This window comes from Coprococcus sp. RTP21281st1_F1_RTP21281_210402, assembly GCF_040915325.1.
GTDB classification, from domain to species: Bacteria; Bacillota; Clostridia; order Lachnospirales; family Lachnospiraceae; genus Coprococcus; species Coprococcus aceti.
In genome coordinates this window covers 112,131-124,455 of the sequence record NZ_JBCPDQ010000006.1, presented here as the reverse complement: position 1 = coordinate 124,455, position 12,325 = coordinate 112,131, and the positions used below count along the sequence as shown (strand labels likewise).

Annotated in this window: 12 protein-coding genes; all 12 read right to left on the bottom strand. The window is 45.1% G+C overall.

Annotated features, from left to right (window positions below):
* Positions 1-101: 101 nt before the first annotated feature.
* Positions 102-1,754: a relaxase/mobilization nuclease domain-containing protein gene (locus AB5150_RS10025; protein ID WP_055271928.1), complete on the bottom strand. Its 1,653-nt coding sequence runs from the start codon at positions 1,752-1,754 to the stop codon at positions 102-104.
* Positions 1,754-2,146, bottom strand: a complete 393-nt coding sequence (gene mobC / locus AB5150_RS10020) for a plasmid mobilization relaxosome protein MobC (protein WP_055145155.1) — start codon at positions 2,144-2,146, stop codon at positions 1,754-1,756. Before mobC ends, AB5150_RS10025 begins: the two co-directional genes overlap by 1 nt.
* A gap of 770 nt (positions 2,147-2,916) precedes the next feature.
* On the bottom strand, positions 2,917-3,459 hold the full coding sequence (locus AB5150_RS10015) for a hypothetical protein (RefSeq protein ID WP_368291775.1): 543 nt from the start codon (positions 3,457-3,459) through the stop codon (positions 2,917-2,919).
* A gap of 9 nt (positions 3,460-3,468) precedes the next feature.
* Positions 3,469-4,482, bottom strand: coding sequence for a ParM/StbA family protein (locus AB5150_RS10010; RefSeq protein ID WP_055145149.1), 1,014 nt, complete (start codon positions 4,480-4,482; stop codon positions 3,469-3,471).
* Positions 4,454-4,846, bottom strand: a complete 393-nt coding sequence (locus AB5150_RS10005) for a TnpV protein (RefSeq protein ID WP_022216209.1) — start codon at positions 4,844-4,846, stop codon at positions 4,454-4,456. The genes AB5150_RS10010 and AB5150_RS10005 overlap by 29 nt, the downstream gene beginning before the upstream one ends.
* Before the next feature lie 12 nt (positions 4,847-4,858).
* Positions 4,859-5,890: a ParB/RepB/Spo0J family partition protein gene (locus AB5150_RS10000; protein ID WP_022216210.1), complete on the bottom strand. Its 1,032-nt coding sequence runs from the start codon at positions 5,888-5,890 to the stop codon at positions 4,859-4,861.
* Between the two features lie 289 nt (positions 5,891-6,179).
* Positions 6,180-7,559 (bottom strand): 23S rRNA (uracil(1939)-C(5))-methyltransferase RlmD, encoded by a 1,380-nt coding sequence (gene rlmD, locus AB5150_RS09995; RefSeq protein ID WP_368291773.1) that lies wholly within the window; start codon positions 7,557-7,559, stop codon positions 6,180-6,182.
* Between the two features lie 133 nt (positions 7,560-7,692).
* On the bottom strand, positions 7,693-8,217 hold the full coding sequence (locus AB5150_RS09990) for a metallophosphoesterase (RefSeq protein WP_368291772.1): 525 nt from the start codon (positions 8,215-8,217) through the stop codon (positions 7,693-7,695).
* Between the two features lie 61 nt (positions 8,218-8,278).
* Complete coding sequence (locus AB5150_RS09985) at positions 8,279-8,881, bottom strand: XTP/dITP diphosphatase (RefSeq protein WP_055271933.1); 603 nt, start codon at positions 8,879-8,881, stop codon at positions 8,279-8,281.
* A 39-nt stretch (positions 8,882-8,920) separates the two neighbouring features.
* Entirely contained in the window at positions 8,921-10,615 is a 1,695-nt protein-coding gene (locus tag AB5150_RS09980) for a lectin like domain-containing protein (RefSeq protein ID WP_022217549.1), read from the bottom strand.
* Complete coding sequence (locus AB5150_RS09975) at positions 10,612-11,769, bottom strand: class I SAM-dependent RNA methyltransferase (RefSeq protein ID WP_368291771.1); 1,158 nt, start codon at positions 11,767-11,769, stop codon at positions 10,612-10,614. The genes AB5150_RS09980 and AB5150_RS09975 overlap by 4 nt, the downstream gene beginning before the upstream one ends.
* 32 nt (positions 11,770-11,801) lie before the next feature.
* Positions 11,802-12,110: a rhodanese-like domain-containing protein gene (locus tag AB5150_RS09970; protein WP_022217548.1), complete on the bottom strand. Its 309-nt coding sequence runs from the start codon at positions 12,108-12,110 to the stop codon at positions 11,802-11,804.
* Positions 12,111-12,325: the final 215 nt, after the last annotated feature.

The following is a 12,325-nucleotide window of genomic DNA, read 5'->3' as shown; positions in this document are numbered from 1 at the left end:
GCATGAATTTCCACATACTCATATTTATTATAACTTAATATCTGCTATTCACAATCTGAAATCCTATCAATTTACCATCCTCTAACAAGGGTTAGGAGCGATTATCTCGCTCCTCTGCTTCTATCTACAGTTCTGGCTTCCTCGACCTTATGACAACGATTGCGGTAATCATACTCTTCCCGAAACTCATCATAAATTTCCATCTTGTACTGAATACTTGCAAGCTTAGCACCCACATAACCCAAACGTTCTTTAAATGCTTTAAACTCTGCTTCAAAATCATCCGTAGGTGCGGGAAGGATTCTTGCACGCTCCTCCAAAGAAAGTTCAGTGTAATCAATCTGCTCAGATTTCTCTGCTTTTACTACAACATCCACGATTTGCTCCTCAGCCTTCGATTCCTGTGACACTGCATCCGTTTCATAAAAATCAGCAACAACTTCTTCCACACTTATATCATTTATCTCAACCACAGATTCTTCATTCTCCGCAACCACTTCGTCAATAACAGGAGTCTCCGTATATGATGAAACAGCCTCTTCTCTCTTAGCCTGCTTTTCCTGCATTGCTTCAAATTCCACTCTGGTCATAATCGGTGTAGAAATCATTTCTGCTGTAGCTGTTTTCCAGTCCACTATTTCCTGACCTTCCAGATAGTCCAGATAAGCATTATTCCACTCTTTTCTGTCCATTTCATCCAGATAAAGATTGAATCTACGGCTATTGCGTTCAGCCACACGATTTCTTATGGCTGATATCCCTTCCCTCTTTTTCAGTTCTTCTGCCTGTTTTCGCTTCTTCTCCTGCTCTGACTGAATCAATGCCTCAATCTCTGCTTCCATCTGCTTCATGGCAAGGTCTTTTGCTTCCCTTTCTGCAACAAAACCTCTAATCCTGTCCGCAAGCTCTGCCTTTCCGTACCCTTCTCCCAGCTTATTACCTCGGATTCCTTTCTTCATATCCGGCATGGCAAAAGTCACAGTTTTATTCGTAACTCTAATCGTCCAGTGGTAAATTGCACGCAGATACTCTATCAGCTGTTCAAATGAATTTACCGTCGGCAGAATCTTGTCAATGGTATTTCTTATAAGTTCCCGGTCGGAAGTAACTCCCACACCGTCTGATGCATTCTTATCCATAAGGCGTTTTTCCACCCAGTAATTATCCTTATGCTTTCTGGCAAGTAAATCCGCCTGCCCCAATCCCAGACGGATACACTTATCCATTACCCACTTTTTTGCATGATACATCATCTTACCAGTGCTTTTATGCTTACAGCACTGCTTCCACTCGCATGGTTTATCGTGCCATATGCTTTTCCTGCCGGGGAATTTCCGCACGGAATTAATAACCATGTGAATGTGCATATTCCGGCTGTTATTATGACCGTCTGGATGCACTGCAACTACTGCCTGATGCCCCGGAGCAAACTCTGCAAGCCACTTCTTTCCAAACTCCATTGCCTGTTCCATTGTAATATCATCCTCCGGTTCAAAGCTGATAATATAATGATGTGCCTTTACATCATTCACAGAATTGTTCTTTCCATAAAATCTGTTGGTTTCAATACACTCTGCACCAAAACTGTCCACATCACAATTCACGCCATCAATCAGATAGTTTTCACGCTCCATAATCCTGCCCTTTCCATCCAGAATGGGCTTATTAGTATATTCATCAAACTGACAGGTCAGATACTCCACTGCATCAGAATAAAATCTGTTCTTTACTGAAATATGCTTCAATATCGCCATTAGCTCTCACCATCCTTTCCGCTTTTACGCCTGCGTTTTTTACCACAAGCCACATCTTCCAATGCCGGCAGAATCTTAAACTTCAAATCAAGCAGCTCCCTTACGGCTTCCTTTACTTCATAATAAACGCTGCAAAAATCGCCACCACCATTCAAATGCTTTGCTATCTGATTCAGATTCGAGCCAATCTTTCCAAGCTGCATGGAATACTCCCTTAAAAGACCGGTATCTCCATAGCAAGGCAGTTTCCTGCCCAAAGCACATCGTCTCATATATTCTGAAGTGGTAAGCCCGGTTTTTCTCGCTTTTTCCTCAATCAGTTCCTTATCCTCTGCGGAAATACGCATAGACATTAAAGCCATATTCTCTTTCTTTTTATCTGTCTTTCCCATACAAAACCTCCAATCTGACAAAACAAAAAGCAGGCAATTTCTCACCTGCTTCTCATGTCCTAAAACTGTTATATTGTTAATTGCTACTCCTGTAGAAATAATAATGCTGCCGTATACGGCAGATGCTTTTCGCCGTCGCTTTCGCTCCTCCCTCTGGTCTACGCTCACTCCCCTATGGTCGCTCACGGATACACTCGCACGGCTCGTGAATATCTCCTACTGAAATTTCTAGCGGCTCGCAAGCTCACAGTAAACTGTTCGCTGTCGCGGCAGTCGCCAAATGAGAATGCAAGCATTCTCGCTTGGCTCGTTGCCCGCGCATATATCTGCTCGCCGGTTATATAGAAATCTGTCATACACCCGTCTTACAGAAAATCCACCAAACACGCTTTCCATATGAAATCCTGCTACAGCTCTGCGCATCATTTCTAAAAGAAATCCTATTTCCACTGATGCGTGCCGACCTAAGTCGGCACAAGCTCCGGATACGTCGCATAAGGTAGAGCAAGTTCCGCCCTGTATATACACGGGCAGGAACTTGTTGGGGATTTGGCATCCCCAAGCCCCAGCTTCTTTCGCCTTGCGGTCAAAAAAATAAAGCCTGCAAGCAGACTTTATTTTATGCCGAAGGCTTAGCCGGCTCCGTAAGAAACTCATATGACACTTTTTCCCATAGAAAAAGGTCTGTTCTACAAATAAGGCAAATGTGTATTACATCGCACCTTTTTGTAAGACAGTCCGTCATACGCTCTTTTCTTACGCTGTCCGTCTTAATCATCATCCATATCAAACAGATTACCCAGCTTACTCTTCGTGTCATTATCCATACCATTGAAATCATCTGTTTTCAACTCATCATCAGGCACCTGTGTCTCAGTCGTAGATGACACCATGTTGGGAACATTAGTTGACATACCATTCACTGGTACTTTCATACCGATAACAGTAGAATTCATATATCCTCCGGTTAAAGGCTGTGTCCCCTGCATCAAATTCATGGTACCCATATTCATCTGTTGCATCATGGCTCCCATCACTCCTGCAAAGGTATTATTTGCCACATTCTGTGATGTTTCCTGCACAACCTTTGCAAATTCCTCCGCTGCTTTATGAATTGCTTCGTCCATCCACTGGGTAGCTTCCTTTTCTTTGACACCTTTTTCCTCCTGCGCCATAGCAGTAATTAATGCCTGCTTGATGAGCTCTGTCTGATTCATATATCCCGGCTGGCTGGATTTTTCTTCCAGCCATGCAAGGATTTTTCTGTCACTTGCACATTTCGGATTTAGCCGAAAGGATATTGAATTTCCCATAGGTACCTCCTATCCCAGATTATCAGCAAGATAACGATAACCAATTGCATTTGCCTTCACATCCGTTACATACTGGATATTTCTACCCTTTGTTCTACCAAAACGCTTCATCACACATGCACCACCGCCCACATACACAATATTCTCATGGGCAAGGTCTACCTTAATCTCACGAAGCTTTGCTTCCACATCGTCAGCATACTGCTGCAATCCCTTTTCAATAAATGGAATAAAATCAGCATTTACATTGGACTGTTTTCCACGGATAACATCAATAATATCATCCTCCGGAATTTCACAGCGAAGTGTAGGTAAGGCATCCTTTTTAATACGCTCAATGGTGGTAATCAGTCCCAGCTCATAGGTGTAAGCGTCCTTATCCATAGGAATTTTATCTCTGACACTAAGCACATCCAGTGTCCAAGAACCCAAATCCACACATCTGAGTCTGTCCATATCTCCCATACGGTTTGCAATAGCCGCATAACACTGGGCATAAATCTTAACCTTATCCATATAAAAAGAATAATGCACTCCCTCAAAGTTAAAAGAAATGCGTTCCTTATGCCATAGATAATCACGAAACTCCTTACGCTCCGCACCAAACAGGGTAAGTGGCACACCTGCATACAGTTCCACATGCTCTGCCTGTGCCTTACCCTGATACTTAAGCTCCTTGGCAATCCCTGCCAAGGTCAGCAAAAAGTAATTCTCATTCTCGGTCTTAGTTGCCTGCTTTCCAAGTCTGCCCTGACCCACAATATACTTCTTACCCTTATATTCCAAAAGTCCGTGATTGGTCAGTGGCGTATATTCTACAGGCACCACCGAAGTTTCCATAAAAGTATGCTCGCCCTTAATGGAACTCCAGCCGTGATCCAGTGCAATCCTAACAGGTGCCTCAAATGTTTCAGTCATAAATAAATTCTCTCTCATAAAATCCTCTCTTTCTCCCGTTCTTCCGGTCTGCAAATAATTGTTGTTCTGTTCCTTGTTAGTGATACTGGTATACAATCTCTCCATAAATAACCTCCTCCGCAAGCTGTTTAGCCTGCTCTCTTAATTTCCACATTTCCATTGTGGAGTTAGTGTCTTTCGGTTTATGTGATGCCAAATACCTATTCATAATTGAATCCAACATCTCATAAACCTGCTCATTTACTTCCTGTGCCTTACGATGAAGCTGCCCCATACGGATATGGTGGCGGTATCGGTCTATATGATTTTCTTTCATATAAGAAATCCAAATCAGACCATATTTTCCCACATCAGTGATTGTGACGGATAAAGTATTATCCGAACACTCACTAATATTGGGATACAAAATGCCATCCACCGTTCTGTATGTTCCGCCCATAGCTTCAAATATAGATAATTCATTGCTCATCTTAACGACCTCCTATCTTACTTTACCCCGGCTGGTACCAATACCCTTTGTTTTATCAAGTTGCTGTTTTTCATGCCATTCCTTTAAAAGCTGTTCAATCAACGCTGTTTTCTGCTTATGTGTATATCCTTCCGGAAAATACTTCTCCACAGCATCTGCACGCAATTTAATCTGTTCTCTCTGGTTTGGCTTTTCCTGCTCTAATATGAGAAACATTACATCCATATCCAGCTCTCCATACTGACTCATTCGCTTTATACGATTAGCCTGAGATAATGACGGTGTGCATTGCTCCATATCCATAACTTCATAAAGTTCATACTGCTGTTCCTCTGTCAGATAGGAAAGTTCCACCGCAATGGTAAAAGCAATCTTTCCATCATCTACCATATCAAGAAGCTTAGGGATGAGATTGGTAAGACGAATATAACGTGATATTTGCCTTTGACTTTCTCCTGTCTGCATTGCCAATGATTGATTACTTCTTATAATTGCATCTTCGACGCTTTTATCTTGCAACAACATCCATTTTCCATCAGCATCATATCCACCAGCCAATGAATGCGTTTGTAATGTAGGATTTTCTAACTTTTCGCCAACTTGGCAAAAAGTTAAATCAGTCCTCGCCCCCTGCCTCTTCATCGCATCAAGCTTCATCTTATAAGCAAATGCCTTTTCACTTGGTTTCAAATGTTCTCTTTGCAGGTTACTGTCTACCATAGCTATAACTGCCTGATTATCATCAAGTTCTCTGATTACCACAGGCATTACATCAAGACCTGCCCATTTACTGGCAGCCTTTCTTCTATGCCCGGCAATCAGCTCATAGCCGCCTTCTGCTCTCGGTCTTGCCAATGCTGGAACAATGACACCCTCTTTTTCAATACTCTGCATCAGCTCAAAAAGTGCCATATCATTTTCTACCTTAAAGGGATGCCCCTCAAAGTCGTGTAAATCCGCAATGGGAACCATCTTTATATCCGTTTCAGCCATTGCATTGTGGTCTTGTTGCGAACAAGAATACAATTCTTCCTTTTTCTTCATAAATTCAATTACCTCCTAAAAAATACTGTTTGCCAGATAATCTCTGTCAAAACAAAACGAGCCGCTTATTTTCAAAATCACTTGAAAATAAGCGGCTCAAACCTCTTTGTTACCTTATTGAATTGTTAGTTATTATTGATGAAATATGAACGATAGATTTTTGTGTTTCCGAACTACACCTTCACAACCACTTGGACATTTACTCCGTTGGAAATTGCCTTTTTCTTCTCTTTTCGGTCACTTTGTGAAAACAGGACATGTCGCTCAAAGTGCCTAAATTCAAGGAGTTTCAGGTATTTTTCCTTTGGAGCAATGTCACGCACTCTACATGAACAGTACCCGGAAACTGATCGACGGCACAAGCCTTGGTCACAAAATATCCATGCTCCTGCAAAGTCTCCAGATCCCTTGCAAGCGATGTTGGCTTGCAGCTTATATACACAAGCTCCTTCACACCATAGTTGATGATCTTCAACAGGGCCTTCGGATTGATTCCGTCACGAGGTGGATCAAGCACTATGAAATCCGGTTTGTCCTCTATGTCATCTATTACCCTGAGTACATCTCCGGCGATGAACTCACAGTTGTCAAGGCCGTTAAGCTCCGCATTCACACGGGCGGCCTCCACGGCTTCCTCAACTATCTCCACGCCGATGACCTTCTTTGCGACAGGCGCAAGAAGCTGGGCTATCGTTCCGGTTCCGCTGTAGAGGTCGAATATGACTGCATCCTTTGTGTCACCCACATATGAACGTGCCCTGTCATAGAGTCTCTCCGCACTCTTTGTATTTGTCTGGAAGAATGAGAATGGTGATATCTTGAACTGAAGCCCAAGAACCGTCTCATATATATACTCTGTTCCATATAGCAGATTTGTCCTGTCACTGATGACCGCATCCGCCATGGAGTCATTCTCCGTGTGTAGAATTCCCGCGATCTTACCCTCAAGCGGCAGCTCCAGCAGCCCCTTCACGTATGCATCAAGGTCGAGAGCCGCCAGATTCTGGGTGGTTGTCACCAGATTCACCAGCAGATCGCCATTTGTCGCCGAACGTCTGATAACCAGATGGCGCAGAAGCCCCTCGTGCTGCATCTTTTTGTAATATGGGAGTCCCGCCTCCTTGCAGAACTGGACAGTATATTTCACTATCTTGTTCAGATCATCATTTACTATATAGCAGTCATCCATCTGTACGATGTCGTACGTGCTGTTCTTCTTGTGAAGTCCCAGTGCCAGCGGACCATCCTTATACTCATCGCCAAATGAGAACTCCATCTTGTTCCTGTATCCCTTTGTCACAGGAGATGCAAGTATCCCCTGCCACTCATAAGGGTGAACCTCGCTGTCTATCACTCCGTCAAGGAGGCCTTTGACAAGCTCCTCCTTCACCTTGAGCTGGTTCTCGTAGCTGAGCGTCTGGTAACTGCAGCCACCGCACATACCAAAATGCGAACAAACCGGTGAAGCATCCTCAAGCTCAGATTTCTCAAGAACCTCAAGGAGCCTTCCGTCCGCCTTGCCCTTCTTCAGCTTCGTTATGCGGCAGCTCACCTTCTGGCCTTTTATCGCACCCTTAACTGTTACTTTTCTGTCATCCATATGAAAGCTTCCCTTGTTCGGGAACTCATATGTGTCTATCACACCTTCAACTATATCGTGTTTCTTCATTCTATTTCCAATCCTTATTTATTTTTCTGGAACGGTCTGCCCTATCCCCACAGATCCTCAAAAAACTTCTTCCTCTTCTTCTCCTCCGGTATGGAACATCAGCCATTTAAAGCTGCCTTCGGCAGGGCTGATGCTACATGTCAAATTTTCTTCGAAAACTTGACACATTCGACTCTACCCTCGGTAGCTCATTCTGCGCAAAAAACGGCGTTCCGTGCTGGTCAAAATCAAGCAGCATATACGTTCCAATCCGGTTGTCCCTCGGCAGAGCCAGACTTCCCGGATTGACAATGTATGAATCCTTGTAGCACGTCAGGTCACGGCGGTGTGTATGTCCATACATCACGAAGTCATATCCCTCCAGATCTATGAGTTCCTCCAGATAGGAGATTCCGCTGTTCACACTGTACCTGTGTCCATGGGTTATAAATGCCTTCTTGTCTCCGATGTTGAACTCATCATATATTGGGAGCTCCGGGTTGTAGTCGCAGTTTCCCCTCACCATGTGGATCTCGCATTTGAAAAGATCATGTATCAGCTTTTCGTCTCCCTCCACATCACCGAGGTGTATCAGCATGTCCACGTCGCCAACTATATCGTGTATCTGTTTTAAGCAGCTACTCTTGCCATGAGTGTCACTTATTATCAGTACTTTCATCTATTCCTCCTAACGAGAATCCATCGATCCCACTGATCATTAACTGATTTATTCCTGATTCTCACTTACTCTCCCTGTGCGCTCTGATGACGTTCTTCATCAGTCTCAGTGCATTTCCCCTGTGACTGATCTTGTTCTTCTCCTCAGGATCAAGCTCCGCAGTGGTCTTGCCCAGCTCTGGAAGGTAAAATATAGGGTCATACCCGAAACCGTTCTCGCCGCGCTCCTCGTAGCCTATGATTCCCTCTATGGTTCCCCGCTCTGTGTACTCGCTTCCATCCGGGAACACTGCTGCTATAGCGCACACGAATCTTGCTGTTCTCTCAGAATCTGGAACCCCGGCCAGCTTGTCTATTATGTACTGGTTCTTGATGCGGTATGACGTGTCCTCACCAAGAAATCTTGCGCTGTATATTCCAGGCGCCTTGTCCATGTAATCGACCTCAAGTCCTGAGTCATCCGCAAGCACCAGACATCCGCTCTCCTTGCTGATGGCTCTCGCCTTGATCAGAGCATTCTCCTCAAATGTCTGTCCGTCCTCCACTATGTCTATATCGATCCCAGCCTCCTTCATGGACTGTATCTCAAATCCGAGGTCAGCAAGTATCATGCGGACCTCCTTCATCTTTCCTTCATTTCCCGTTGCAAATATCAGCTTATCCATAATAGTTCTCCTTTCCCACAGCTTACATACACTTCCTGTTTATTCTGTCTTATCCGTAAATGCCTTGAGGCAGACGTTACATTTTCTCTCTTTTTCCGCACTGTACCACTGATTTCCATACAGACTTATATAGCCTTCTCCATCGGAGATGTCAAAGCTGTCGGTCATGGAATCCGCATCATACTCTATGGCTATCGGGTATTTGCTGCCCGGCGTGGTTATATGTACTATGACCGCAAATTTCTTTTCATCCGGGAGCTTGACCACATCATCCAGGTTGACCGTGTAGTATCCTGCGTACTCCATCTCGCCTGACGCGACAAGCTTCTTATTTGCCAGATCGTCAGTGTCCTCAAAATTTGTAGCCACATATACTTCATATGTCGTCTTTGCATCAGTAGCATAGAATGACACAGCCTTGAGCTCCTCGCTCTTGCCTGCCGTGTAAACATTTGCAAAGTAGGCATCCTCCTGGTCAAATCCAAGGACTCCGACCCAGCCCAGCTTGTCCGACTGGTATATCTTATCGTAGTTGTCTGCACCCTCAAGTCTGGTGTACACAACACTGGTCTCGCAAATATGCGCATCATAGTAGGATATATAGAAATATCCATCCTCGCCAAATTCGGTTCCCCAACTGTTCTTACAGATAAAAGCACCATCTTTCTTCGGCGCCTTGTTAAAGTTGTTCTTGCTGTAATTGTCATCCCATCCTACTATTACCACATCGTGGTTGATTCCCTCTGAACCATCATAATAGTACGCATGAGTCTCCTCGTTGTAATACTCCGAGCTGCTGTCGGCATCTATCATATCGCTGTATATCGCAGTCTCCACACCGCCCTTGGTGTACACTGCCTCTTTCACAGCCTTCAGATTCTTGTCGTCAATTATCTCCGCCTCCTGCAAATGCTTCACGGCCTTAAGCTTGGAGTTCGTCTTGTCATCCCCGTACGGATCATCCTTCTCGAGAACCGGTCCCTTCCAGGATGCAAGATATGCAATACTCATCCTGTACTGGCCACCCTCAAACTGTTCAACGCCAAATCCGTTGTTCATGGTCATGTTATCCACAGAGAACTGCAGCTTTTCATCCGGCATAAGAGTTGTCTCAAGCGCAGCCAGCGACGCAAATGCCCAGCATGTTCCCGAGTCTCCCTGGTCTCTGACCTCTGTGACCCTGCCCTCTTTTCTCATGTCGTAGGCGGCCGGCAGCTTACTGTCCTCACCGACCTTCTGTAGGGATACACGGCCTGTGTCATAATTGTACTCACATGTATAGTCAAGCGTGTCCGCTATATACTCTATAGGGACAAATGTCTCGTCATCCTTCTTTATCGGCGCATCCGCGATCTTCACGTCCTTGCCGTCCAGCTCTGCATCCTGGGAATCAAGCACCAGTCTGGCGACTCCTTCATTCCTCTTGATCACGATACTACCATTCACATACTCTATGTATGTACACTTCATCTTATCCTTGAGCATCTTCAGCGGCATCATAAGGTGAAGATTATTGCTTACATACGGCTTGTACTCGTCCTCTTCCACCTCACTGCCATTTACATACAGTGTGAGTCCCGCTTCATTGTAATCGCCCGCAAGCTTCTCAGACATGCCGGAAACTGCGTGTTGATCCTCCTCGTTCTTCTCCAGACGTCCCGACGGCTCCTTTGTTCCGTAATACGCCAGAGCACCTATGGCAAGGATCAGAATTATATATACAAATTTCTTCAAGATTCTTCTCTCCTTCGTTTAGGCGGCTTCGGTCCCATAAACTGATAGAAATATGATTTTATCATTCCGTTGTATATCTTGCGGTTTCTGTCGGCCTTTCTGCCGATATACTTCTCCGCATCCGTATACGATGTGATGAGGAACATTGACCAGTCATCAAGACTCCTATAGCTCTCGCCGATGGTTCTGTACAGCTCAGGCAGAGCCTCCTTCTCCTCAAGTCTCTCTCCGTAAGGTGGATTTGTGATTATAAATCCATACTTCTTCGGATTTCTCAGATCCTTCACATCCCTCTGCTGAAAATGGATGTGCTGCTCCACTCCTGCTGCCCTGGCATTCTCCATGGCACACTTCACCATATCGCCATCCAGATCATATCCCTGTATGTTCATCTTCACATCGTGGTCTATGAGATCATGAGCCTCATCCACCGCATTGTACCATATCTTCTTGTCACAGATCTTGGACCACTCCTGGGCCGTGAACTCCCTGTCCATTCCCGGTGCGATATGTGCGCCTATCATGGCAGCCTCTATCGGAAATGTTCCACTTCCGCAGAACGGATCTACAAGGACTCTGTCCCTGTGCCACGGCGTGAGCATGATCAGCGCGGACGCCAGCGTCTCCGATATAGGAGCCTTTCCAACCAGCTTTCTGTATCCCCTCTTATGAAGTGACACACCTGACGTGTCAAGTGCTATGGTCACTATATCCTTGAATATAAATACTCTCACCGGATAGCTTGCGCCATCCTCCGTGAACCATGACACTCTGTATGTTTGCTTCAATCTCTCAACCATAGCCTTCTTGACTATGGACTGTATATCCGATGGACTGAAGAGTGCACTCTTGTTTGATGTCGCCTTGGACACCCAGAATTTTGCATCCCTTGTCAGATACTTCTCCCAGGCGATGGCCTTTGTTCCCTCGAACAGCTCGTCAAATGTGGCGGCCTTGAAGCTGCCACATTTGAGCATGATACGCTCGGCTGTCCTTATAAAAATATTTGCCCTTGCAATCGCACTCTCGTCTCCGGCAAATGTGATCCTTCCGTCCTCCACCTGGACTATCTCGTATCCAAGATCAAGTATTTCTTTTTTCAGTACCGACTCCAGTCCAAAATGACATGGAGCTATAAGTTCTACTCTACTCATTTCCTGCCCTTTCTGTGGGTTGTATATTTGTTCTATCGCTGTCTTGTGAGCGGGCCTCTGTACTGCGCCAGACCTCCCACCGTGTTGATAACTCTGTATCCATCCTCGCTCATGATGAGCGCAGCCTTCATGCTGCTCACCCCATGAGCACAGTATACCAGCAGATATTTGCTTTTGGGAAGAGTATACTCCCCCGCTTCTATCAACTCAAATGGAATATTTACCGCCATGGGGATGTGTCCCTCCAGAAATTCATCGCGGTCCCTGACATCCACTATTATGCCGCCCCTTGCAACAGCTTCACGTATGATGTTGCGTATGGGAATACTTGTGAATCCCATTTCTCCACCTCCTTCATACCGACAGAAAAACCTCTTCTGTTATATGATATGAAGGAAATGTCTCATCGACACAATAAAAACGAAGATCCCGGCAGGCGAAAAGCCAATTCCGTCTGTCGGGACCTTATAATTACTTCTTAAGCTGTGCAAGACGCTCGGCAACCTGCTCAGACATCTCAGTGTACTTGGCAAGCTTTGCCTTCTCCTCCTCAACC